This window comes from Bacillus sp. IS1, from assembly GCF_032461585.1.
Taxonomy (GTDB): domain Bacteria; phylum Bacillota; class Bacilli; order Bacillales; family Bacillaceae; genus Bacillus; species Bacillus velezensis.
The window spans coordinates 1-25,258 of sequence record NZ_JAWCWR010000003.1 but is presented as its reverse complement, the minus strand read 5'-3'; the positions used below and the strand labels follow the sequence as shown (position 1 = coordinate 25,258).

The 25,258-nt window shown below is 39.6% G+C and carries 25 protein-coding genes and 1 pseudogene; 15 read left to right on the top strand and 11 right to left on the bottom strand.

Features of this window, described 5'->3' with window-relative positions; all coding sequences use genetic code 11:
• Positions 1–19: 19 nt before the first annotated feature.
• The 10 genes from RUW00_RS13335 to RUW00_RS13290 are packed head-to-tail and all read left to right on the top strand — an operon-like array spanning position 20 to position 11,841.
• Positions 20–328, top strand: coding sequence for a hypothetical protein (locus RUW00_RS13335; protein ID WP_071348589.1), 309 nt, complete (start codon positions 20–22; stop codon positions 326–328).
• 4 nt (positions 329–332) lie between these two features.
• Positions 333–5,408: a hypothetical protein gene (locus RUW00_RS13330; RefSeq protein ID WP_315956663.1), complete on the top strand. Its 5,076-nt coding sequence runs from the start codon at positions 333–335 to the stop codon at positions 5,406–5,408.
• Complete coding sequence (locus RUW00_RS13325; RefSeq protein WP_315956639.1) at positions 5,405–6,169, top strand: distal tail protein Dit; 765 nt, start codon at positions 5,405–5,407, stop codon at positions 6,167–6,169. The genes RUW00_RS13330 and RUW00_RS13325 overlap by 4 nt, the downstream gene beginning before the upstream one ends.
• A gap of 12 nt (positions 6,170–6,181) precedes the next feature.
• Positions 6,182–9,565 (top strand): phage tail spike protein, encoded by a 3,384-nt coding sequence (locus RUW00_RS13320; RefSeq protein ID WP_315956638.1) that lies wholly within the window; start codon positions 6,182–6,184, stop codon positions 9,563–9,565.
• Between the two features lie 13 nt (positions 9,566–9,578).
• Positions 9,579–9,968, top strand: coding sequence for a hypothetical protein (locus tag RUW00_RS13315; RefSeq protein WP_015388396.1), 390 nt, complete (start codon positions 9,579–9,581; stop codon positions 9,966–9,968).
• Positions 9,958–10,086 (top strand): hypothetical protein, encoded by a 129-nt coding sequence (locus tag RUW00_RS13310; RefSeq protein ID WP_017417518.1) that lies wholly within the window; start codon positions 9,958–9,960, stop codon positions 10,084–10,086. Before RUW00_RS13315 ends, RUW00_RS13310 begins: the two co-directional genes overlap by 11 nt.
• 20 nt (positions 10,087–10,106) lie before the next feature.
• Positions 10,107–10,274, top strand: coding sequence for an XkdX family protein (locus RUW00_RS13305; RefSeq protein ID WP_015388395.1), 168 nt, complete (start codon positions 10,107–10,109; stop codon positions 10,272–10,274).
• Positions 10,275–10,286: 12 nt separating this feature from the next.
• Positions 10,287–10,508 (top strand): hypothetical protein, encoded by a 222-nt coding sequence (locus tag RUW00_RS13300; RefSeq protein ID WP_007408578.1) that lies wholly within the window; start codon positions 10,287–10,289, stop codon positions 10,506–10,508.
• Positions 10,509–10,542: 34 nt separating this feature from the next.
• Positions 10,543–10,965 (top strand): phage holin family protein, encoded by a 423-nt coding sequence (locus RUW00_RS13295; protein ID WP_119027023.1) that lies wholly within the window; start codon positions 10,543–10,545, stop codon positions 10,963–10,965.
• 48 nt (positions 10,966–11,013) lie between these two features.
• Positions 11,014–11,841 (top strand): peptidoglycan recognition protein family protein, encoded by an 828-nt coding sequence (locus tag RUW00_RS13290; RefSeq protein WP_315956636.1) that lies wholly within the window; start codon positions 11,014–11,016, stop codon positions 11,839–11,841.
• A 32-nt stretch (positions 11,842–11,873) separates the two neighbouring features.
• Here RUW00_RS13290 and RUW00_RS13285 read toward each other — a convergent pair whose 3' ends face one another.
• The 4 genes from RUW00_RS13285 to RUW00_RS13270 form a co-directional block, all read right to left on the bottom strand.
• Complete coding sequence (locus RUW00_RS13285) at positions 11,874–12,062, bottom strand: hypothetical protein (RefSeq protein ID WP_061046862.1); 189 nt, start codon at positions 12,060–12,062, stop codon at positions 11,874–11,876.
• Positions 12,063–12,080: 18 nt separating this feature from the next.
• Positions 12,081–12,896 carry a GAF domain-containing protein gene (locus RUW00_RS13280; RefSeq protein WP_061046861.1) on the bottom strand — a complete coding sequence of 272 codons (816 nt, stop codon included), beginning with the start codon at positions 12,894–12,896 and terminating at the stop codon, positions 12,081–12,083.
• 307 nt (positions 12,897–13,203) lie between these two features.
• Complete coding sequence (locus RUW00_RS13275; RefSeq protein WP_061046860.1) at positions 13,204–13,644, bottom strand: SMI1/KNR4 family protein; 441 nt, start codon at positions 13,642–13,644, stop codon at positions 13,204–13,206.
• Positions 13,645–13,656: 12 nt separating this feature from the next.
• Complete coding sequence (locus RUW00_RS13270) at positions 13,657–15,477, bottom strand: T7SS effector LXG polymorphic toxin (protein WP_315956634.1); 1,821 nt, start codon at positions 15,475–15,477, stop codon at positions 13,657–13,659.
• 543 nt (positions 15,478–16,020) lie between these two features.
• Here RUW00_RS13270 and RUW00_RS13265 point away from each other — a divergent pair.
• Positions 16,021–16,344, top strand: coding sequence for a hypothetical protein (locus RUW00_RS13265; protein ID WP_213390675.1), 324 nt, complete (start codon positions 16,021–16,023; stop codon positions 16,342–16,344).
• Between the two features lie 58 nt (positions 16,345–16,402).
• Positions 16,403–17,416: a type II TA system antitoxin MqsA family protein gene (locus tag RUW00_RS13260; protein WP_315956633.1), complete on the top strand. Its 1,014-nt coding sequence runs from the start codon at positions 16,403–16,405 to the stop codon at positions 17,414–17,416.
• Positions 17,417–17,569: 153 nt separating this feature from the next.
• On the opposite strand, the gene RUW00_RS13255 is transcribed toward RUW00_RS13260, so the two are convergent.
• The 6 genes and pseudogenes from RUW00_RS13255 to RUW00_RS13230 all read right to left on the bottom strand — a co-directional run bounded on the left by RUW00_RS13255 (position 17,570) and on the right by RUW00_RS13230 (position 21,851).
• Positions 17,570–17,758 carry a hypothetical protein gene (locus RUW00_RS13255; protein ID WP_213390673.1) on the bottom strand — a complete coding sequence of 63 codons (189 nt, stop codon included), beginning with the start codon at positions 17,756–17,758 and terminating at the stop codon, positions 17,570–17,572.
• Positions 17,759–18,250: 492 nt separating this feature from the next.
• Positions 18,251–18,607, bottom strand: a complete 357-nt coding sequence (locus RUW00_RS13250; protein WP_095272963.1) for a tRNA-Val4 — start codon at positions 18,605–18,607, stop codon at positions 18,251–18,253.
• 365 nt (positions 18,608–18,972) lie between these two features.
• Complete coding sequence (locus RUW00_RS13245) at positions 18,973–19,272, bottom strand: contact-dependent growth inhibition system immunity protein (protein ID WP_095272961.1); 300 nt, start codon at positions 19,270–19,272, stop codon at positions 18,973–18,975.
• Between the two features lie 53 nt (positions 19,273–19,325).
• A pseudogene (locus RUW00_RS13240) lies at positions 19,326–19,635 on the bottom strand (hypothetical protein).
• A gap of 33 nt (positions 19,636–19,668) precedes the next feature.
• The gene (locus RUW00_RS13235; protein ID WP_021494070.1) at positions 19,669–20,061 is read right to left on the bottom strand and encodes a CDI toxin immunity protein; all 393 of its coding nucleotides are present in this window, start codon (positions 20,059–20,061) and stop codon (positions 19,669–19,671) included.
• Between the two features lie 11 nt (positions 20,062–20,072).
• Positions 20,073–21,851, bottom strand: coding sequence for a T7SS effector LXG polymorphic toxin (locus RUW00_RS13230; RefSeq protein WP_280145021.1), 1,779 nt, complete (start codon positions 21,849–21,851; stop codon positions 20,073–20,075).
• A gap of 462 nt (positions 21,852–22,313) precedes the next feature.
• Here RUW00_RS13230 and RUW00_RS13225 point away from each other — a divergent pair, with 462 nt between their 5' ends.
• The 3 genes from RUW00_RS13225 to RUW00_RS13215 all read left to right on the top strand — a co-directional run bounded on the left by RUW00_RS13225 (position 22,314) and on the right by RUW00_RS13215 (position 24,583).
• Positions 22,314–22,559: a helix-turn-helix domain-containing protein gene (locus tag RUW00_RS13225; protein WP_095273419.1), complete on the top strand. Its 246-nt coding sequence runs from the start codon at positions 22,314–22,316 to the stop codon at positions 22,557–22,559.
• Positions 22,560–22,635: 76 nt separating this feature from the next.
• A complete protein-coding gene (locus RUW00_RS13220) occupies positions 22,636–23,595 on the top strand; it encodes a macro domain-containing protein (RefSeq protein ID WP_217988065.1) in 960 nt (319 codons plus the stop codon).
• The gene (locus RUW00_RS13215) at positions 23,573–24,583 is read left to right on the top strand and encodes a DarT ssDNA thymidine ADP-ribosyltransferase family protein (RefSeq protein WP_095273420.1); all 1,011 of its coding nucleotides are present in this window, start codon (positions 23,573–23,575) and stop codon (positions 24,581–24,583) included. The genes RUW00_RS13220 and RUW00_RS13215 overlap by 23 nt, the downstream gene beginning before the upstream one ends.
• A gap of 478 nt (positions 24,584–25,061) precedes the next feature.
• Here RUW00_RS13215 and RUW00_RS13210 read toward each other — a convergent pair.
• On the bottom strand, positions 25,062–25,258 hold a 197-nt coding region (locus RUW00_RS13210), incomplete at its 5' end, for a contact-dependent growth inhibition system immunity protein (RefSeq protein ID WP_315956631.1).

Genomic DNA, 25,258 nt, shown 5'->3' with positions numbered 1-25,258 from the left:
TTATGATGTGGATTTAATCATGTCATGGACTCCTAACGAGTACAAGCTTCTGCTCAAAGGGGCCAAGTTGCGAGAAATAGATGAATTGGAGCTTATGGCAAGAAACGCCATGTTTCATCGTTACGCCATGAATGAGAAGCGCCCCAAAGAAACGAAAATGTTTGATGCGAAGAAGGCCAGACGCCAATTGGAGCGCAATATCACTGGCGATAACGACAAATGGCGCAAGTCAGATGTAAACGAGCTCGGCAAACGAGCCAAAGGGGTTCAGCGGTTTAATGATGCAATCCGCAACCACTTTGCAAAATTCGGACAAGGAATGGGGTGAGGGAATGATCGAAAGACTGACAGCAATAGTTGAAGCACAGACAAGAAAATTTAATCGCAGTATGGATCGCGTCAACGATATAATGCGCCGGATGGCTGATCATCACACAGTCGAGGTTGACGCCGAGATTGCCAGCTTTCAGGCAAGAGTACGGCAGGCGGCGCAACAAATAGATAACTTTGTTCATCGACATCAACGCACGCGAGTTGATTTAGATGCGGATTCAGACCCTTTAACTCGGGCCATCAATTGGGCGAAGCAAAGATTAAGACAGATTCCCCAAACTGTCACCACGCAATTAATGGGGAATGTGCGGCCGTTATCTTCCGCATTGGCACGCGCTAAAGCAGGGCTATCGGCGGTGGCGAACAGAATCACAACGACGATAGACGGAAATCCCACTCCTTTAGGGCGTGCTGTCGCTGTTGCGCGGTCAGCCATAGCATCAGTATCTCATAACGTAACTACCACTTTTAATGCGGCCACGTCGCCTATCATGCGCGGGGTTTCGGCAGTCCGTTCAGCTTTGGCTTCACTGCCAAACAGAATTACCACGGTCATAAACGGAAACACGGCTGCGCTTATGCGCTCTGTGGCAACGGCTCGCGCTGCTCTGGCGTCCCTGCCGAGAAGAGTTTGGATTAGTATAGAAGCTCGAATTGATCGGTTTGAAACGTCAATGAACAGGCTTGCCAAGATTACAAACTCAGTTTCAACGGTCATCGGTCATTCAATTGCCGGGGCATTAACGTCCCTACTTCCTGCAATCTCGCCAGCCCTTGCAAGTATTGTCGGGGTAATCGGCTCATTGGGTCCTATGCTCGGGGTGGCAGCCGGCGGAGTAATGGGGTTAACCAGTGCATTTGCAACAGCGGGAACAGGCGCGGCGGCATTCGGCGCCCTTGCTATTACTTCGATAAGCGGTGTATTCAAAGCATCCGAAGACCTTTCCAAGCTGCAGGAGAAGCTGGACAATGCAACAAGCGCGAAAGAGCGCGCTAAAATCATGAAACAGATCAATAATCTGCAAAAATCTCTTGGAAAAGAAGAGAGAGAGGCATTAAAGAACCTCGAAGACTTTAGAGACAACTGGCGGGACATCGGTACGATGGTTCAAAAGCCGATCTTAAAAACATTCGGTATGTCTCTTAATACGTTTAAACTCGCGCTTAACTCACTGATTCCAATGTTTGACGGGCTGGCGAAAGAGGGCGTGAGACTGGCAAAAAGCATGGACAAGGCTTTCAAGGCTCCGGACATGCAGAGATTCATTTCCTATCTGAACAAAGAAGCTCCGAAGGCGTTTGCTTCATTCGGCCGATCTGCCGGGAATGTCTTGCGGACAGTTTTCAATCTCATCGTAGCATTCGGACCGACCGGAAAGAGCATGACAAAATCCATCGAAGGAATGACCCAATCATGGGTGAAATGGTCAGCGAACTTGGGTTCTTCAAAGAAATTTCAGGCTTTCGTGGAGTATACAAAAACCAACGGCCCAAAATTGTTGCAGATTATCAGAAACTTTTCGGGCGGCCTGACAAAGCTGTTTACTGGATTCGCTCCTATGTCACAAGACATGATGACATCACTCGTAGATCTGACCAAGCGGTTCAATGAGTGGGCAGGCAGCGTTACGAAAACAAAAGAATTTCAATCGTTCATTGACTATATCAAAACCAACGGCCCTACAGTATGGAGCACATTGGGGCAGATCGCGAAGACTATCATCAACTTGCTTGTTGGCATGGCTCCACTAGGCAAAACGATTTTGGAGAATGTAAATGGGTTTTTGAAATTTACTAATGCGGCGATGGAAGCAAACCCGGCAATCGGGAAGTTCATTGCGGCGGGCATTTCATTAATCGGTGCTTTAAGAGCTATTGTTCCGGCGATAGTAGCAGTCAGTGCTGTTACCAACGGTCTTAAAGATTTTAAAGAAGCAGCTGAATATCTACGGACCTTTAAAACCACAGCTGCGGGTATAAAACTGACTGGCATGATTGGCCAATTAAAATCAGCGATAGCTACTATGGGGCAATTCATTGCGAAGTATACAGCGATGGCAGCAAGCGCAACAGCTAATGCTGTGAAAATGGCGGCATCGTGGACAGCCATGAAAATATCAGCGTTTGTTTCTGCTCTGAAGCGCGGCATTGTTCAAATGGGTTTATGGATCAAGAATATGACTGTAATGGCTGCTCAATCAATCGCAAGTGCTGCCCGTACAGCAACCGCATGGACAGCAATGAAGATCACCTCTTTTATCACAATGCTGACAAACGGGATTAAGCAGATGGGTCTTTTCATTGCCAAAATGACCGTGCTTGCAGCGCAATCCATAGCGCAGGCAACCCGCATGGCAGCGGCTTGGACGGCGGCGCAGATCAGCAATTTTATATCTTTGTTGGTTGCAGGCGGTAAGCAAATGGTTTTATTCGGTCGGCAACTTGTGGTGCTTGCGGCACAAGCGGCAGCACAGGCGGCACGTATGGCGGCATCATGGGTAATCGCAATGGGGCCTATCGGATGGATTACGGCGGCTGTCGTCGGTCTGGTTGCCTTGATCATCGCGAATTGGGACACGGTGAAATCGGCTACAATTGCGGTATGGGGTGCTATTTCCAGTTGGTTGTCTACTGTCTGGACAGGTATAAAGACGATAGCAACATCAACATGGAACGGGCTAAAGTCGTTCTTCTCTAATGTCTGGAACGGTATTAAGAAGACTGCGACTTCAGTATGGAACGGCATTAAGAACACTATTACCTCAATTTGGTCAGGTCTTAAATCGGCGGCTGTCACAGCCTTTACGTATATGCGGGCCCAGATCGTTAACAGGATCATTGCGACGAGAGATAAAATGATCAGCATCTGGAATGCAATTAAGAGTAAAGTATCGTCCATATGGAATGCCCTGAAAAGTGCTGCAGTGACTGCTTTTACCTATATGCGCGCACAAATTGTGAATCGGATTATTGCAACCAGAGACAAAATGGTCAGTTTGTGGAACGCGATAAAAAGCAAAGTGACATCTGTCTGGAATGCTTTAAAAAGTGCAGCTGTCACAGCTTTCAACTACATGCGGGCGCAAATCGTCAATAGAATTGTAGCAACGAGAGACAGAGTAATAAGCCTATGGAATACAGTGAAAAGCAAAGTAATGTCCATTTGGAACGGCATTAAAAGCGCGGCTTCTACAGCATTCAGCTATATGAAAGCGCAAATCGTAAACCGTATCCAAGCAACAAAAGAACGTATCGTCAGCATTTGGAATGGTGTCATGAAGTTTTTTAGAGGCATCAACCTCAAGTCCATTGGCCGCAACATCATCCAAGGCTTAATAAATGGTATCAGCGGCATGGCAGGGGCTTTAGCGAGCAAAGTGAAATCAATGGCAAATGCAATTCCTAACGGCATGAAAAAACTTCTGGGAATCCATTCTCCGTCAAGGGTAATGCGTGACCAGGTCGGTTATCACGTCGGCACCGGTATGGCGGCTGGTATTGATAAGTCACAGGCCAAAGTAAAAGCGGCCGCGGCAAAAGCAGCAAAAGCAGCTCAGAAGGCGGCTGAGGTAAAGGTATCCAACAAAATCAAGAACGCTGAAGTGAAGTATGACACCAAGAAAATGGGCGCGGATACGTATATCAAAACATTGCAGAAGATTCAGAAGCAAAACAAGCTTACCAGCGAGCAAAACCGAAAAATACAGCGCGAGATATATCAGGCATCCAAAAACGCCTCTGATAAACAGAAGAAGCTTTTGAAAGAGCAGCAGCGCAAGGAAGCGAAGGCGAAGCTGGCGTATACCAAGAAAGTATCAGATCAGATTAAGAAAGCTGAGGCAAAATACGATACAGGAAAAATCAGCGGGAATACCTATATCAAAACGCTTGAGAAAATCAAGAAGAAGAACAAGCTGAATTCTGACCAGCAAATAAAGGTTCAACGGGAAATCTATCAGACTCAAAAAGCTATGACTGATAAGGCCAGAAAGCAGAAGGAAGCCGAAAAGAAAGCGGCTGACAAACTTAACAAGGGCATTCTTTCTGCAAACAATACTTATCTCTCAAAATTCAAAAAAGTGAATGATAAACTGACTGCCGATATTAAGGCGGCCAACGATGCCTATAAAAAGGAGTTGCAAGACCGAACTGACGCGATTTATAACGCCATCGGTCTATTTGACGATGTCTCAAGTCAAAATGTGAACGGCTCCAAGCTGACTTCAAATCTTAAAAAGCAGCTGGACAAGATCAAAACGTTCAACACTGACATCACAAAAATAGCAAGCCGGGCACCGAAGGCATTCACAGACGAATTGAAAGAAATGGGTGTCGGGTCAGCTGATCAGATTAATGCAATAGCCCGCATGACAGATTCGGAGCTAAATGAGTATGTAAGTCTGTGGAAAGAAAAGCACAAGCTGGCCAGTGACCAGGCTACCCAAGAATTAACCGGGTTGAAGAACGCGACGACCAAGAAAATAAATGAATTACGGTCGGCCGCAAATAAAGAACTGGCACTTCTGAAAAATGACTATCTCCGCAAAATTGGGGAGCTTACAGTGGATGTAAAACAGCTTGGTTCTCTCAAGAAAAGCGGAAAAGCCATCGGGTCAAATACAATGGCCGGCATTATTTCTGGAATGAAGAATATGAAGGGCGAGCTGGCGAAAGAAGCAAATTCCATCGCCTCGACAATTGAAAAAACGATTAAGAAAAAATTGAAAATCCACTCCCCATCCAGATTGATGCGGGATCAGGTCGGGATCATGGTTCCTGCCGGTATCGCTGTGGGGATTCAGAATGGTATCGGCACCGTTCAGAAAGCTATGGGCGCCGTCAGTGATGCCATGACTATTCAGCAGGAGGATCTGAATTTTGCATATGACACATCCATTTCCAGCAGCGAACTCGGCACGGTTAGAAAAGAATTGAGCGCGGACATCCGGAATCTTGAATTGCCTGACAGGATGATTGTTGTTGAGATGGACAGCAAGAAGGTCGGTCAAGGAGTAGAAAAGCCTGTAACATACGCACAAAAACGGTCAAACGCAAGGAGGGATAGATTTAATTGATCAATTATCAGGAACTGCTGCCTAATCAATGGAAAATCACATTTGATGGCATTGATATATCACCCTTCTTTTATGTAAAGTCCACGGGCGGCCGAGGCGTGACAGGGAGGGAAGTGAATACAGCCACTATCGGGAATCGCCCCGGCGGTTTCCTGCGGGACACAAGAATTCCTGTAAGAGTCATAACCGTTGAGGTTCTTTTTGCCTTCCGTAGTGAAGAAGAGCTGAAGAAAAAGCAGGAGGAACTGACTTTTATTCTTCACACTGAAGAGCCTAAACCGTTAATTTTTCACGATGAGCCTGACAGAGTCTATAATGCTGTCTTTGAAAGCATTTCAGAAGGCGAAGAACAGGGAGGCTTTCAGACTGCAACATTGACTTTTATCTGTCCTGACCCAAAAAAATACGGCCCGGCGAAGGATTTTGAATTTAATTCAGGTATTCAGACTATCATTAATCCGGGATATGCGGCCGTAGACCCGACAATCGAATGCGTCTTTGAAGAGAAAGCCACTTCATATGAGGTGGCTCTTCTTAATGATGATGGGTCTGTATCGAAAACGATCAAGCTGCTGTACGATTTTATCGCTGGTGACACTCTTGTAATTGATTCAGCAAAAAGAAAGGTCACTTGCAGCGGTAATTTAATCATGACAGCACTTCAAATTCAATCAGATTGGTTTCTACTGCCGCCCAGGACGCCAGTTAAAATCAAGTTCAGTCATAATAGCAGCATCAAATTTAATGAGGCATATTTGTAAGGAGGTCCGGTCATGGCTGACATTTATATACTTTCACCAGATGATAAATTATTGACAGTGCTGTCCAGCCACGGACGAGAAACCTGTACGTTCTGGGATGCGAAATACAAGGAAGAGCTGAACAAGGGCTCTTCTTTTTCTTTTGTAGCGGACGCCTCCCATCCTGACGCACGCTTCTTATTTGAAGAGAATCAAGTGGTGTTCAGAGATAAGGACGGTGTACTGCGTCTGTTTGTCATCAAGGAATTGGATGATGCAGACGAAGAAGGAGAGGTTAACACCCAGGTTACCTGTGAGGCTGCCATGATGGAGCTTGCCGAAACATTTGTAAAAGATTTCCGCCCAACTAACAAAACTGCTCAGTTTGTACTGGACAACGTCCTTTCTCGGTCAAGATGGGTGGCGGAAGTAACGGCGGAGCTTGGAGTGAATTCGACTACCTTCTATAAAAAAACAGCGTTGGATTGTATCGCTGACGTGATCAATATATGGGGCGGAGAGCTTCAGGACACTATAGAATTTGATGGAAATAAGGTCGTCAAACGAATCATAAAAATACTTCCCCGTCGCGGTAAAGACAGCGGGAAGCGCTTTGAGAGTTATAAGGATACAACGAATATCCGGCGGACCGTTATCAGTTACCCGGTGACAGCCCTTTGGGGTTACGGGGCATCCATAGCATCTACGGATGAGGAAGGAGAGGAAACGGGCGGCTATTCCCGTTTTATTGATTTCTCTGAAGTAGAATGGAAAAAATCAAAAGGCGACCCGGTCGATAAGCCTTTAGGCCAGGAATGGGTTGGCGATCCGGATTTATTAGAAAGATTGGGGCGCCTTAAAGATGGAAAGTTGATCCATCGGGAAGGCCAGTTCAATAATGAAGACATAACGGATCCGGAAGAGCTCTTAAAGGCCACATATAATCATTTGATAACGACTGCATGTAAGACAGAAATCAATTACGAACTGTCCGTGCAACTGCTCGAGAGCGTGCCGGGACACGAACACGAACATGTGGAATTGGGAGATACAACGATCGCAATTGATCGAAACTTCGCTATCCCAATTGAGACATCGCAGCGCGTTATTTCAATGGAATACGATATTACCGACCCTGAAAATACTTGCGTCGTTGAGATCGGCCAATTTTTATCAGCATTACAAAAAGATGGCCGGATTGATCAAATTGAAAGCGTAATTGAAAAAAATCGCGGCACTTGGGAAAGTAAACCGGATGCCGGAGAGGTTACGGATGGCAGCTTCCCCGACAAAGCGCCGCCCATTCCGACGAATGTAGTGATCAAGCCAATGTTTCAGAATGTGGCTCTGACATGGGACTATGATCCGTCCAGTTATATTGCAGCCTATGAGGTATATGCTTCACAAGTAAATGGATTCACCCCATTAAAAGAGAATCGTATTTTCAGAGGCAAAACAGGCGGATATGAGCATTTTACGGGAGTAAATGAAGTTTGGTATTATCGCTTGCGCTCAATCAACACACGGGGCACAGCGAGCGAATTCACAGATCAGTTTTCCGCGACCACCCAGCGCATTCTGACTGATGATATTGTTTTTGGTGCGATCACAAAAGAAAAACTGGCCCAGCTGGCCGTTGACGCTGATAAACTTTCAAGAAACTTTGATGATGCTAATATCTTACCTGGCTCTCTTTTAAAATCTAAATGGTTCTATGATTACCTGGACACAAGCCACAGTGTTGAGGAAAAAGAATTTAACGAAATGACTGTTTCTCAAGTCATCAATGGAACAACTAGAATAGCTTTCGGAATATGTGGTAACAGGTCCTCGCCTGTTAATGTTCAAAGAATGGCATTGGTCAAAGATCAACAATATACACTGTCTTTTGAAATAAAGAGGAATAATACCACAGACATAAATTATATTCATTTGAAAAAAGGAAGTACTTTCATACAAATTAGCAGCAATGAACAGAAAGATATTTCTGCTTTTCCGTCTGATCAATTTATAAGGGTTAATATCAAATTTACTGCTCCGGAAACCGGCTCTGATTACACAATTGGAATCGGCGGATATAATCGAAACGGAAACACTGAGCCCTGTAGCTTTGTTATTCGTAAGGTACAGGTACGCAAAGGCGATGTCATTTCTGATTATGGTTATAGCCCGTTTGATACTCAGCTGGTTGATGGGGTTATTGATGGCGACCACATCCAAAAGGCGGTAATAGAAGCAGCTCATATAAAAAATGCAGCCATAACAAGTGCGAAAATAGCTGAGGCGGCAATCGGGACAGCGGCTATTCAAAATGCGGCTATCGCAAAGGCACATCTAAAAGAAGCAATAATTGATTCGGTACACATCATTGATGGTTCAATAACAAACGCCAAGATCAAAGACCTTTCAGCGGACAAAATAAATGTCGGGACGTTAAAAGGTATCACGATTGAGGGGGTGACCATAAAAGGGGCCCGTTTCGAGGCGCTGACACAATCAGAAGATGCCGAATACTATATCGAAGGCGATAAGATTTACCAGTACACCAGAGACTCTCATTATGTTTACAACAAATTGATTGTTAGTTCTGGGAAAATAATGCAGGAACAAGGAAAGTTTTTTGATCCTGGTGATTCCTATAATGAAATCTATAGAACAGTTTCAATTGGTGATGGCAAAATAGAGCTCCGTGGCGCAGGCGAGCAAACCGCATATGAAACGGTTCCAACTATTTCAATGTATTCAGAAATAGGAGATGTTGGACAAGTTATAAGCCATTTTAATATGAAAATGGAAAGACAGGCAGCTGTTGAAGAAGACGCTTTTCTTCTTACTGCTACTACCAATCCTAAAAATATAGGAGAGCCGTTCACATATAACCGTTATCAGGCCCTTTTTGAAGGATCAGCTACTATTTATCGCTTTAAACCGAATAATTTAGATATTGATGTCCCAGGGGTCATTCGACTGAAATCAGGCCAAAAAACGATTGTTGATGCATCAGATTTAACGCTACCATTGGGAACCAAAGTTGTAGCAGGGAATGCAAAAAATTGCGAATTCAAATTGATGGGTGGCAATGTTTCTACAGAATTAGAAGACGAGCATGGAGGCCTACAATACGGTTTGATGGTTTACTGCTTTACTTGGGACATTAAACTGCCGCCTGACGGAGGGGCAACTGCGTACGCACGCTACAATCGCATTCCTTTTGTTGATAGTTTTGATTATGCGCCTGAGAACGTTTTTGCGGCGGTAGGTACAGCGATTGGCGCATATTCTAATGCGGTTACGGTAGGATTAGAAAATATAAGCGCTAGTTCTGTTGATATTGGAGTGAGAGGGACCGGGACTACTGCCGGAGTTGCGGGAAAAACGATAAAGGTTCAAATAGTTATTTTTTACGAATCACAATAAGGGAGTAATTTTTATGATTGAAAAAAGGGATTTTAACATGAGTCTTTATTATGCGGATGGCATTGAAATAGAAGAAACCAGCACGGGAATTGATATAACTGCCGGCTCTATAAAAAAAGGAGACAAGACATATCCCATGGAGGCTGTTTCGTTCGATCTGCAGCCGGACGATACAACAAAAGTAGCGTATCAATTATATGTTCTTCATGATATAAAGTCGGATGAAATAAGCTATTTGCTTACAAAAACCTATGTAGAGCCTGACGGTTATTATCAAGGGTACAGTGGGAGCAAAAAGCTTATTATGATTCCAGTTCAAATTGTCGTTGATCCACAAGGCAACCGAGAGGGGCTTATAACAATCTACGTTCAAAATAAGGAGGGTGACAAAGATGAAGCTTGAGCCCGTGGTATTAAATATTGAAGCAAAAGATAGAGAAAAGGAAAAGACTACAGAGGAAAAGTTGCAGGAACAAGTCCTTGACCTTCAGAGGGTTTGCAATCTCTTAATGAATCAATAAAAGGAAACGGGGGGAGCCCATTGGAGAACCGAAGTGCTCTTTTCGGGTTTTTTGAGGATTGCTGGAAAAATGGAACTGTTTTGACCATTGAAATGAGAAAAGCCGTTGAGAAAGGCCGCATCACACAAGCGGAATATGATGAAATTACAGAAAGCGAACGCGGTAATGCGTATCCCGATCAAGAGTAAGGAGTGAAAGGAATGCAAGAAATGACAAAAGAGCAACTTCAGGACCAGTTACAAATTGCAGCATATAAAGCTGCTTCCCTACAGCAGGAATTGAATCTGAAGAATAATGAGCTGGCCGAATATAAAGCGCTATACACGTTTGCAGATAATAAACGCGAGGAACTCGAAAAGCAATTAAACGCGACAGCAGCGTCGAAAGAAAATAATAGTGAACCAGCACCTGTAACTGAATAGGTGTTTTTATTTTGCCTCGAAGGAGGTGATCAAAATGGAGGGAATACATGTGTGGATGAATTTTGAAAGCTTACAGATCGCAAGAACATATCTTTTCGGGGAGGTGAAATACCTTGACTTGCTTCTGATCCTCAGCATCTTGGATGTCATCACCGGCATTATCAAAGCGTGGAAAATGAAGCAGCTGCGGAGCCGCAGCGCGTGGTTTGGGTATGTGCGGAAGATGCTCAGTTTTATGGTGGTCATCGTCGCAAACATTATTGATACGATAACAAATTTGAACGGTGTTCTGACCTTTGGAACCGTTCTTTTTTATATCGCAAATGAGGGCCTGTCCATCACGGAAAATTTGGCACAGATCGGCGTTAAAATTCCGGCCGTCATCACTGACCGGCTTCACGTAATTGAAAGCGACAACGATCAGACAAAAGAAAAAGACGAACAGGCAGCTGGTTAATCCGGCTGCTGTTTTTTTAATTCAAAAACAGAATAGGAGAGATTTTTCATGACAATTGCAGTCAAAAAAAGATTAGTTCCAAGTGAAAATTACGCACTGAAATGCCCGAATCCAATGACGCCGGAGTATATCACCATCCATAACACAGCAAACGACGCATCAGCCGCCAATGAAATCAGTTATATGACGGGAAACAGCGAATCGACAAGCTATCATTTTGCTGTAGATGATAAAGAAGTAATTCAGGGGATTCCGCTGGACCGGAACGCTTGGCATTCTGGCGACGGTACAAACGGAACCGGGAACCGTAAGTCTATCGGTGTAGAAATCTGCTACAGCAAGTCAGGCGGAGCGCGATACCAAGCAGCGGAGGCACTGGCTATCAAATTTGTGGCGCAGCTTCTTAAAGAATACGGGTGGGGCATTGATCGTGTAAGGAAGCATCAAGACTGGAGCGGAAAGTATTGCCCGCACCGTATTTTAGCAGAGGGACGCTGGAATGAAGTCAAAGCAGCGATTGATGCTGAATTAAAAGCGCTTGGCAGCAAAACATCAAGCAAGAAAACAACTTCATCCAAAACGGTGAAAAAATCAAGCTCAAGCAAAAAGAAAACATCTTTTAATCTACCTTCTGGCATTTTCAAAGTGAAAAGTCCATTAATGCACAGCGATGCTGTTAAACAGATTCAAACAGCACTGGCGGCATTGCATTTCTATCCAGATAAGAAAGCCAAAAACTTTGGGATTGATAGCTATTATGGACCGAAAACAGCCGATGCCGTAAGACGGTTCCAGCTGATGAATGGACTAACTCCTGATGGCATTTATGGACCAAAAACAAAGGCAAAACTGAAAGCATTATTAAAACAGCAATAAGAATAAAACCCCTTCCTATGTGGAAGGGGTTTTTAAACATGTTCGAATATTCTATATCGAGCTTTTTTGACTAATTCTTTTCGTTTGTTCTTTTGTTTATCTATGAAGTTTGCTTCTTTTTCAAGTCTCGCTAATATCTGTTCCAACTCTTCTTTTGAAATTTTGTTGTCATTAAATAGCTTTTTTATTGCTGTTTTTTGGAGTGTATATTTGCTGTTCAATCTCATCAACTCCTTAGGCTAAGATTCAACATTAGCAGCAACTTCATCAACAAAATCATCGAAATCTCTGTCCGGGTTTTGCTCGCGAATATCTTCATCCTGTACAAGTTCGTAATATTCACCTAAAATGCCACTTATAATAGAACAATAAAGTTGTCCTATTTGTAACGTATTATTACTCATTTCTCTTTTTGCGTCAATGGTAACGACTCCCCATTCACTTATTGGAATACATATTAGTGAACTATATGTGTTTGAAGAATCTGAGTCTTTCCAGTCAACATCTTTAGTTACATCAGCAATATTTATTGATTCTGATTTTCTAAAACATCGTCCAGCTATAGAATTATTTATATCTAAAACTCTATTACCGGGATAATCAAGAGGAAAGCCCGAACTTCCACAAAGTAACCTAAGACCTGTGTCATCACTTATCCAAAAACCACACCTGTGCATTTCGCCAATGTCAGTTTTAATGACAGCGGTAAGTCCCTCCAAAATTGTATTGATGGCATCTAGTACAGCATCACCAGTTGAACCTGATCGGTTTTTTTGTATTAATACTAACAAATCGACAAAGGTTTTAGCATTGGAGATAACGACTGTTAGTTGTTCTGTTAGTAGTTTATTGTGCAGATTTTCATTTTTAAGTGTTTCTCTTTCTTCTAAAAGTTTGATAATCTTATTTTCTTTATTTGCGTTATCAGCAAATCGTTTTACAGCAACATATACAAAAAAACCAATAATTAGGAGTATGACAATAAGAATAAAACTAGAAATGATAAAAAACCAAGGTGGACTCTTGTCCAAAAAAGCTGAAACAATATCTCCCATAATTTGCTTACCCTTCTTTTTTCTCCATTATAACATTATTTGGACAAATTCTTGGGAGAAATTTTCACTTGATCTTATTTCAAATTAACGTCAAGTACACTAGGCAGGTCAATTAAATTAATATCCCCTTTTAAATCCTTCAAGGGATGCAGTGAGAAGGTTCCAGCTTATACATGGGCTTACTCCTAAAATCCTGAGCGGCCCGAAACAAAAGTGAAACAATAAGTTATTGAAATAAAAAAGAGCCCTTTTCCACAAAGAGGAAGGGCAATGAGCTTATTTATTTTTGGTCGTTTTCTTTATCCGTTCATTCCTCGTATAGTTTATTAATCAACTCGGTAAATGAATCACATATATGACTCAAAGCCCCATCAGGATCTTCATATGCAATTTCATGATCCCAGAATACCACGGTGGGATTCTCTTTATTCTGACGATAATCGAAACAGATTTCATTACCGAAAGGATCAGAGGCGAAAGGGACTATCCCTGAAAGCATTCTTCCATCCTGATAATCTTCTAAGATCTCTAAAATAAAACTTGAACTATCCTCAGTTAGGCCATGTAATCGATTAAAAACCGCGCCTTTTGTATTTTCATAGTCAAAAATCTTTTTACTTGGGCGTGCTCCATTGTTGTTTAATATAGTTGAAATGTAGTCGTTTGGAAACTTAATATCTAAAGCCTTTTCGATTTTTTTAACAGTTGTTTCCCCGATGGGTTCTTCGGCAAATCTCCACTCTGTCATATTGACCAACTCCTATCTGTTCTTACTTCCACCACCCCAAAGGTGCCGACCTCCTGTATGGCCTGTTTGCCGATGCACCTTTTGGTCAACTAATTGCATTCTCCCTGAATCTTGGTGATGATGCCAAGTATATCCGTCTGGTGTTTCACCAGCTTTTATCATTTCGATTTGAAGGTCATTGAATTGATTTCTAAGTAAAGGATCTCTTTCAATTTCTTCTTTTAATTTTAAGGTTGCATCTTTAAATTGTAAATAATCGCTTTCCTTATAAAGTTTAGAATCAATCTTCGTATCAAATTTTGCTTTGAAAATTGGGAAACCGTCTTTATTATATGGAACTCCAGTTTTAGGATGTTTTTGGTTTTTAAGATGGCCCATTTTTAAGTTAACTGTTTTGAGGTTTCCGTATTCATCTCTGTAAGTATAAGGTGCGGCTTTAGTAAACAAATCATCCTTTGATTGAACTAATCTCTTTAAAAGCGGCGTATTTTTAACATTAATAGTATTCCCGGCGTCTTGTAAAATCCCTTCTAATGCCGGGGTATATCTATTGGCATAAGGCTTGACAGATGGATTGCCATTTTTAATCTTTTCGCTAGCCGCCTTCCCAACTTTAGCAAGATCTTTTGAACCTGTTGAGACAGAGGACTTTCCGCCTTTCAATAACAGAAGACTTCCGCCCAAGTAAGTAACATAGTGCATCCGTGTATATGCATCCCCGTGAATCATCTTTTTATCCCAATCATCCTTCAATGTGTCAACCATACTTTGATAGACACCTAGATAATCGTATTCCAGAACAGTATCCAGAACTTTTTGAGGATCTTTGTTTAAGTTGTCAATTGTCCAACCGATATTCCGTCCGAGTTGAAGTGCTCCTTCACCGGTATCCTTGGCAAGATCGTATACACCAACAAGCAGACCTTTGGCGCCATCACCTATGATTTGCAATGCTTCTTTTCCGTTATCTATGAAAGCTTTACGCTGTTCCAGAAATGAAACAAATTCAAGCTGTTCAGGGGTAAGATTCTCATAGCCAACCTTTTTGGCGATTTCTAAGTATTCATCCGGGTCGGTTACGCCATCAGCCAGCTTTTTCTTCAGGTCCTTGATTTCGCGCTCTTTCGCTTCTTCCTTTTTAATCGTCAAATAAGCATCCGAATGTCTTGCGATATCGCCTTTTTTCTTATGGATGTCGCTTTCACGGTACGCTTTGGCGTTGTAGTGAAGCGGCATGGCGCTTTTTCCTTTGCCCGTGGCATTTTGAAGCTGCTGGAAGTCAGCTTGGATGAACTGTTCGTTCGCTTCGGTTTCTGCGTATTCATTCATTAGATCGTGATCGAGCTTGCCGAGCTTATGTATTGTTTCGCTTCTTTTTTTGTCTGCTGAAGAGAGCTTCTGATCCGTGTTTTCGGTTGAAAACAATTCGAGCGAGATGATGTCTTCGATCTCACCGAGGATGGAGCGCATGTCTTTTTTCTGCTCTTCCATAATCGCCTTTGATTTACTGAGGGCGTGGGTGAGCTCTTGCTCCAGAAATGATTCCTCCACATGCGAATTGGAAAGTCCGGCATCTTCGACCTTGCCGGGAAGACTTGTGAGAAATGCGATTTTCATGTCGATCAGATCAAGCCAGCTGTCTGTGACGCCGGCGTGGTCCTGGAAAAAGGCTTTGATGTTGTCGGCGCCCCGGCCTGAAAAGTCGCTGTCACCGAGGTCAGCCATACCTTGAAACGCTTTTTTTAGATTGACCATCTGGCCGCGCAGTTCTTTGTATTCACTCGCACGCTGTTTGGCAGCGGTCAACAAGCTGTTTGCTTCAAAAACTTTCATGACCATATCCTTTCTTTTAAAAAGCTTCAACAAGATATTACCATGGAAGAATGAAGAAAAAGATTAATGTGCGATCCAAAGAGGAAAAATGAATAATTTGACCTGTATCTTTGTTCCTATCTTGTATGAAATGTGTCAGAGTTAAGGGGGAAAACTTAAAGTCGGTTGTAAGAGTACTGGCTTTATGATGAGCGAAGCTTTTCTTGAAATGAGAAGGAATTTTCTGATTAAATTTGTAATACGTTTGCTACCTAATAATAGAGATTATAAAGATTATGGAGAATTTTCACTAAGTTATTTCCATTTATTCTTAGAAAGTTTATAATTTAAGTTGTTCTCCATTGTAATCTCTTCCAAATGTCGAAAGGTGTCGACAAAAAATATTCCTGTCAGGAATATTTTCGTGTCAAAACGGTATCAATTGATACCGGTATTGTATATACTCGGTATATACCCTTTATATATTCAATATTATAAAATAAATAAAATAACAAATGTCACTGGGGGAGAAAGCTTCTGCATAATAAAGATTCAAAATCCTTTTTGAAAGAAGCTAAACGACTAATCTCCAGCGGCAAAAGAGATTTCATACCACGAACTTATAATCATCCATCAGGAAAAAAGGTTAAGTGGAAAGAAGCGCTATTGGATATTGGACTGACAACAGTTAGTCAGGTCTGGAATGAAACCTTAACTTTAACACCAAGTCATTATGTAGACGGACCGATTATTGATGTTGACCGTAAGCATGAGGGAAAAGTAATCTGGGTGTTCAAAAAAGTTGTAAACGGTGATCAAGTATACATCAAAATGAAAATTCATAAGCGTCGTGGATGTGTCTGTTTATCCTTTCATAAGGATTGGTAAGTGCAACAATTGGGTAAATGATGAAAAACAGGGAGATTTGACAATGGAGGACACTATGGTGAAGACAAAAATTCAATATTGTGATGTCTGTGATAAAGATGTTGAAACCATAATTGTAGAACGTCCCACTAAGTATACTTTCAAAGGTGAGACATTCGATCTTACAGAGAGAGTTTTGCAATGCAAAACGTGTAATGAAGATTTATACAATGAAACTTTAGATAATGAAACAATGAATATGTTGGTTAAGCTTTATACAGAGCGAGTTGGTCTGCCTCTTGATGAGATAAAAAATATTAGAAATCAATATGGTTTGTCTATGGATTTATTTTCTCGGATTTTAGGATGGAGTAAGTCTACAATAGTACGGTATGAATCAGGTAAGTATATTCCTGATTCATCACATATGAATATATACTTGCAACTAAACAAAAATCCAGAGAAATTAGATGATTTTTTTAAGCAAAGAATGTACAAATTTAATGATAAAGAGCAAGAGAAAATAAAGAGTAAACTCAGTTGTGTAGAGCAACGCGAAGTAGAGCAGAGCCTGTTGGATACTATTCAAATGAATTATAAAATACACGAAAAAACAATTGACTCAGGTTATAGTCCTTTTAATATAGAGAAATTAATAAATATGGTTTTGTACTTTGCTCAACTCGGAGTACAGAAAACCAAACTAATGAAGTTATTATTTTATTCAGATTTTCTAAATTTCAAGCAAAACACTTTATCCATAACAGGGATGCCCTACGTTCGTTTTAAATTTGGACCAGTACCTAAAGATTATGAATTGCTATTATCAACGTTAGAAAAAAATAAGCTTATTAAAATACAGTACGAAATGCAAGGTAATTATGTTGCAAACCAAATTAAATCTTTAGAGAACTTCAATGAGAGTATCTTTGATGAACATGAATTTGAGATATTGCAAAAAGTAGATAAATTCTTTATTGATTACGGCTCTGGAGATATAAGTGATTTTTCACATGAGGAAAACGCTTGGAAAGAAACAGACGAACTTCAGATAATTTCTTATGATCATGCAGAAACGCTTCTAATTGATTAAAGCTCGCCATTATTATGGTGAGCTTTTTTTGCAGTTTCCTCTTTTTAGATTATTTCAATTCACCTATGAACACTATCAACTGTTAAAAGAGCATCAAGTGCAATAAACCATGTAACCCCTTTTAAATCCTTTGTTTAACTTTATTGTAATGAGTCAAAACATCCACTTCTCTTTTTTCTTATCCCACTTCAAAATGCGTTGCCTCATCAAATTTTTCACAGCAGCACGTATCGTCTGCTCATCTTTCCCGGTTTTCCTTTTCAATTGTTCCATGGAGGGATTTTTCCCGAAGCGAGTCATATTAAAAATAATCCGATACACTTTCCGTTCAAAATCGGTCATTGCAATTCAACTCCTGCAAAGATGATATACGAACGTTAGTTCTGTTGTCAATAAATCTGATTTGGGGACAGTTGGGGACGAATTGGGGACCAACTTGTTCATTTTTAGCCAAAACAGAAGATTTTTTATCAGAAAGACTGGTCAGCAAACCTTATAAAATAAGGTTTCAAAATAAAACATCTGTTCGTATCAGAAGCTAATCACTACCTTGACAGGGTAGAGGTCGCTGGTTCGAGCCCAGTCGGAATCATAGCCAAAACCCTTGCGTAGCAAGGGTTTTTTACTTTTTATTGAAACAGCTCTAGAGGCTTACATTATTCCAGTAAGAAGGGCAAGGATATGGTATTGATAGCTATTATGCACTGAAAACCAAAAAATTGGTCAGACGGTTCCTAATGAGTTCTTCAGATAGTAACTGTGGATCGAAAACAAAGTGAAACTTGGAGCGGTATTAAAGTAAAAGGTCCCTTGAATTTCAAGGGACCTAAAGTTTCAATCATCACTCTTATACCTTTGGGGGATCTTGTCTCTCCAGTCGAGTATAAGTTTTTTGAATTTTTCTGTTTCCATGGAGCTTCTATCGTTTTCATTTTCTGTATAAAGGTGTTCTATGACTGTTTGATCTTCTTTTATATATGCAATGGTTGTATTTAGTTGAATCTCATATTCTTCAGAAGAACCATCCAATACATCTTGAATCATTTTCAAGTATTCATCAGCTTCATCTACCGAAACAATGTCTTCAATGAAATCAGAAAAGTATTCTAACTCTGCGGGGAGAACTACTCGTAAGTACCCTAAACGGGCTCTTTTACATTCAAATGAATATTTCATAATAAAATCAATCATTCCCTTGGTTTTTTATATAAAGGATATGCAGTAGCTATTGAGCCATCTTTATTAATATACATCTCTACATCTAATACAGCCGATATGGTTTAGCGACTTTTTGTTCATCAGAGAGATGGGGAAAATCCCATAAAATGAGATTAGAAGAATATAAATTAAGTCCATTATTATGGTTTTTTTTATTACCCTCTTTTTCTGCAGTTTATACCACTTCAATTTATCTGTCATCAAAAATGCGGTCGAACGATTCAGTCCATGTTTGTTTTGAAGACATACGGCATTTACGGACTAAAAACGAAAGCGAAGCTAGAAGTGAAATTGAAATTATAAAAGAAGCCCTTCTTATAAGAGGGCTCTTTTTCTAACTATGTTGTTTTAAGGTGTTTTTTAATTTGTTCAGTGACTTGCTTAAGCCATTCTAATGGAGTTATATCATCTTCAGGAAAGTATATACCATCCGCTGCTTCCTCTATAAATTCATTCTTGTCTTCTTCTGAATAATCACTATTTACAAACTCAGTTAGTGCTATTAAATCTCTTTCTTTTAGTTTTTGTGATGCTTCATTTAAATATTCATCAAGTGCATTTTCCGGAGACTCTATATCTTGGTGAAAATGTCCACCGAGAAATCTAAATACAGGATCAGAAACTTTAATTTCAATCATTGCTTACCACCACCAAGAATCGTTATCTTCAAATATAAGAGGTGGTAAGTATATTATTCTATATAACTTTCTGCTATATCAATATCATTTGTCATTTCTAGGCCAGGGTATTTTTCATCTAATTTTCTTAAACAATCAATAAGTTCTTTACTTTGCAAACTTTCAGCTAAATCTTCAAATACCTCACTGACCCAATATAAATCTGCTTTTATTACAATTTTCTAGATAGCTGATTGTATTTTCTTCGTTTTCTGAGAGCACTTCAATTATTTCATCCCAACTTTTTTGAATGCCATAGTCATCATTAAGATTAAGTTTTTTTCTTTTAATTAATATATCTTTCATTTTTTTCTCTAAATTCATATTGATTCTCTTAACTAAAAAGGGCTAATATTTTCATATTGCTTTTCCTATTGTTACATCTCCATCATGGAAAAATTCAATAACATAACCAGATTCGCTGAACATGAAGGTATCTGAACCTACAGCAGTTACATCATCAATTACGTTTAAGGCGTTGTCTAAGCTGGTTTTTACAGCTGGATAATCACCGTAAGCCCAAAGGAGAATAACAGTTTTATTATCTATTTTATTCTCAACTAACCATTCATCAATATCTTCAGCGTAATCAATAGATCTGTGATAAGTTACTTCATCCCATTTAATTCTTCCCCATGATGTGAAGGGGAAACTTTCGCCAAGTTGCTCATGATATTTACGTGTCTCAGAAATAGTGAGGACTTCTTTGTTATCTCCAAGAGCTTCTAGACATTCTTCGTATAAGGTCATATTAACACTTCCTATTTATTTAAATGTTTTAAAAGGGATTTATAAGTATCTTCGTTTCCGTTAAAAGGTATATAATATTTCTTTGCCTTATCTCCTTTTCCATTTCTATAATCCTCAACATTTATATGAGGTCCCTTTTCGGGGTCATAATCTAATCTCCAAAGGACTTTATTATCTCCAGACATTCGGCCAGTAACTTTACCAAAGCCTGCGCTTTTAGATAAAGTACCTATAAAAGGTTTTGAATCTATTCCTAAATCACCAATTAGATTTAGCGCCTCATTTCTAGCTTGTTCATATGTGTCTACCTTTGGAAGCGCAACTTCTCTTGATTTTTTGGAAAGGCCTTTTTTAACTGTCTTGTTTTTTGATGACTTACCATTGATTGATTTAAAGAGTACACTATCTTTAGTGGAATCGGCTATTCTTTTTAGGAGTGGTGTATTCTTCACATTAATAGTATTCTCAGCATCTTGAAGGATTCCTTCTAATGCAGGAGTATACCGATTGACAGGAGATTTGTAAAACTGTTTTACAGACTTTCCGCCTTTTTTAATTTTGCCACCAGCTTTAGCAAGATCTTTTGAGCCTGTTGAGACAGAGGACTTTCCGCCTTTCAATAACAGAAGACTTCCGCCCAAGTAAGTAACATAGTGCATCCGTGTATATGCATCCCCGTGAATCATCTTTTTATCCCAATCATCCTTCAATGTGTCAACCATACTTTGAAAGACACCTAGATAGTCGTATTCCAGAACAGTATCCAGAACTTTTTGAGGGTCTTTGTTTAAGTTGTCAATTGTCCAACCTATATTCCGTCCGAGTTGAAGTGCTCCTTCACCGGTATCCTTGGCAAGATCGTATACACCAACAAGCAGACCTTTGGCGCCATCACCTATGATTTGCAATGCTTCTTTTCCGTTATCCATGAAAGCTTTACGCTGTTCCAGAAATGAAACAAATTCAAGCTGTTCAGGGGTGAGATTCTCATAGCCAACCTTTTTGGCGATTTCTAAGTATTCATCCGGGTCGGTTACACCATCAGCCAGCTTTTTCTTCAGATCCTTGATTTCTCGCTCTTTCGCTTCTTCCTTTTTAATCGTCAAATAAGCATCCGAATGTCTTGCAATCTCGCCTTTCTTCTTATGGATGTCGCTTTCACGGTACGCCTTGGCGTTGTAGTGAAGCGGCGTGGCGCTTTTTCCTTTGCCCGTGGCGTTTTGGAGCTGCTGAAAGTCGGCTTGGATGAACTGTTCGTTTGCTTCGGTTTCTGCGTATTCTTTCGTTAGATCGTGATCAAGCTTGCCGAGCTTATGTATCGTTTCGCTTCTTTTTTTGTCAGCTGAAGAAAGCTTCTGATCCGTGCTTTCGGTTGAAAACAATTCGAGCGAGATGATGTCTTCGATCTCTCCGAGGATGGAGCGCATGTCCTTTTTCTGCTCTTCCATAATCGCCTTTGATTTACTGAGAGCGTGGGTGAGCTCGTGCTCCAGAAATGATTCCTCCACATGCGAATTGGAAAGTCCGGCGTCTTCGACCTTGCCGGGAAGGCTTGTGAGAAATGCGATTTTCATATCGATCAGATCAAGCCAGCTGTCTGTGACGCCGGCGTGGTCCTTGAAAAAAGCTTTGATGTTATTTGCGCCCCGGCCTGAGAAATCATTGTCACCAAAATCAGCCATACCTTGAAACGCTTTTTTTAGATTAACCATCTGGCCGCGCAGTTTTTTGTATTCACCCGCGCGCTGTTTGGCAGCGGCGAGGAGGGTGGTTGCTTCGAAAACTTTCATGACCATATCCTTTCATACGAAATACTTCAACAAGATATTATTATGGAAGAATAAAGAAAAATATTACTGAGTGATTCAAAGACAAAAATGGTAATTTGATTTGTGTCATTTTTCCTATTTTTGTTTTATAGTGAATTATTAAGTAGGAGGTAGGATTTTATCTAAGATCGTAATGAAAAAAATCGTTATTGAACATTTTTATTAGGAGTGCACTTAAGAGTAGAGTTTATTTTTGAAAATGTATAGACCTTGGTCTATACATCAACTATAATGAAATTATATCATAAGACTAATGTTAAGAAAAATGAATTCATATTCTTTATTGATGACTTGAAATTCTAAAGAGAAACAAACATTTTTTCTTCCAGATTAACAGTTATTGTAGCTCAAAAGATGAACGTGTCATATATTGACCTTATCGAATGAACTGTATTGAGAATTAATAAATGGGATGGGGAAAATATGGAGTACCATTTAAAGTGTCGTCAGGACGTTGAGGATTTTGTAGTAAGGGAAATCTTAAGTACTCCTGAAGTGGCAAAGATTTTAGATGTAAATAAGCAGCGAATGAGTAAACTAATTAAAGACGGAAGAATCGCGATGGTCAAAAAAGTAGGTACGTCAAGTTTATTTTTACGACAAGATGTTGAAAATTTAAAAAAAGAGCTTGAAGCTAACAAGAAATTTCGCCCGTTTGAGGTTAAATAAAAGTTATATGTTTAAGGTCTAATAATAATTGTAATGAATAGTCTATATATAGTTTCCACTAAAGGTGTGTTGTAAATTGATTACTTACGTAAAGCAGAATATTTTTGAAAGCCCAGCCCAAGTTTTGGTTAATACGGTAAACACTGTTGGGGTGATGGGGAAAGGGATAGCTAAACAATTTAAACAAATTTACCCCGAAATGTTTGAACAATATCAAATTTTTTGCGAAAATAAAGCCCTAGACATAGGTAAACTTTGGATATACAAATCTGATCATAAATGGATATTAAATTTTCCAACAAAAAAACATTGGCGTTCGCCATCGAAACTTGAATATATAGAAGCTGGATTGAAAAAGTTTGTTGCTACTTATGAAGAAAAGGGTATAACATCAATTTCATTTCCATTATTAGGATGCGGCAATGGAGGTCTTGATTGGGAAACACAAGTTCAACCACTTATGGAGCATTATTTAAGACCTTTGCCGATAGAGGTATATATTCATCTTACTGACAGTAAAAAGTCAAAACCTGAGCATAAAGAAATATTGGCTACAAAAAATTGGTTGAAGGCAATGCCAAAATTTTTAAGCTTCAATGAAGTCTGGGAAGACTTACAATACAGTATCAATTTTGAATCCAATCTAACAGTTAAAGGTGAGAACTGGCGAATTTACCTTGAGGAAATTAATGTAATTGATGAATTCGATCAGTTAGAAAAATCACCATGTATTCTTTTTGAAAATAATGATAATAGACATGTTCTTTCTCTATACCAACTTAAAGAACTATGGAGATTACTTAGAAAAGTTGGTTTTTGCACAAAAAAAGATTTACCTGAAGGTTTGCATGAATATGGTGGTTTAGTTTTAAATTTATTAAATAGATTGGATTATATAGAGCCAGTCGAAATTGCGTATAAGTTTAATGACGATGAAGATTTTGTAAATGGAATAAGAGTAGTACCTTACAAAATGAACACTGGTTTTCAAAATAAGGAGGGGGAAACCACAGTTGAACCAAGGGACAAAAAATAAATATGAATTTAAACAAGTAATAGATGAGTTAACTACAGGTAAATTAAAAACTGGTTTACCACCTCTCAAAATGACACGTTTTCCGAAATACGTTTATCATTTCACAGATTTATTGAACGCAAAAAACATCCTTACAGAAGGATATATTTATTGTCGCAATCAAGCATTAGAAAAAGGCATAATGAAAGTCGATAATGCAAGTAAGACAGTAATAGAAAATACATGGAAAGACCGTAAAAATTACGTTAGATTTTATTTCAGGCCTAAAACACCAACTCAGTATCGTAATGAAGGGATACGCTCACACAGCCAAATAAATCCCGACCTAAAAGCACATTGTCCAGTGCCAGTCTTTTTTCTTTTTGATAGTCTATCAATGCTCGCTATGGATAATTCTAGTTTTACATACGGTAATTTGGCCTCTGATTCGACTACTATTTATAACGACGCAGAATCTTTCAGAAAAATGCCATTTGAGTTTGTATATCATGAAGGTTACTACGATCCTATTAATGAATCTTATATTAAATATCATAAACATGCAGAGTTGATAATACCTAATAAATGTGATCTTAGGTTTTTGAAGAGAATTGTATGTAGAAGCCAAGCTGAGAAAGAAACCTTTATTAATCTTTTAGATGAGTCTACTAAACGGAATTTTAGAGATATAATAATAGTTGATCCTAAAAACTGGTTTTTTTATTCTGCGTGGACTTTCGTAGAATCAGTGAATCTTACTAAAGAAAAAGTAACTTTCACATTTAATGTTAACAAAGATGAACCAACATTCAATGCTAAATTAATTATGAAGGATCTTACATCAAACGGAATATATGAAACATGGTGTGATAAGATGTATCAATGTCCTGATGTAGGTCAATCTATTACATATTCGAAACCTTACAATCATTATTCTATCGTCTTTTATCTAGATGAACACTTGGTATATAAGGGTACATTTAACTCAATGGATTCAGGGCCTTTTTAATTTATTTTTATGTGGAGACAGTTGGGGACGAATTGGGGACCAACTTGTTCATTTTTAGCCAAAACAGAAGATTTTTTATCAGAAAGACTGGTCAGCAAACCTTATAAAATAAGGTTTCGAAATAAAACGTCTGTTCGTATCAGAAGATAATCATTACCTTGACAGGGTAGAGGTCGCTGGTTCGAGCCCAGTCGGAATCATAGCCGAAACCCTTGCGTAGCAAGGGTTTTTTAATTTCCCTTAATAAAGCCGGTTTATCAAATTCGCAAGTTGTTGGCGAACTTGATTTTTCGGCTCGAAATTTATGGTCCGTATCTCTTTTTAGGGTCAAACTTGTTGAAAAGTTCAGCTAGTGATGCCGTCAAGTAGATCCAAACCGCACTGTCGGTGTTGCATTTCTATCCGGATAAGAAAGCCAAAAACTTCGGTATCAATATAAAAAGACCCTCCATAAAATGGGGGCCTTTCAGTGTTTCTTTTAAATAGCCTCTTTTAGTTGTTCTATTACACTTTTTAACCATTCTATAGGCGGTAAGCCAATTGTCGGAAAATATATTTCTGCATTACACTTTATAATGTCTTCCTTTTCTTCTTTAGTTAGATCGCTATTTAGAAACTCTTCGCAATACTTTACTGTAAATAGCAAACCTTCTTTACTAATTTCCTCAATAAATT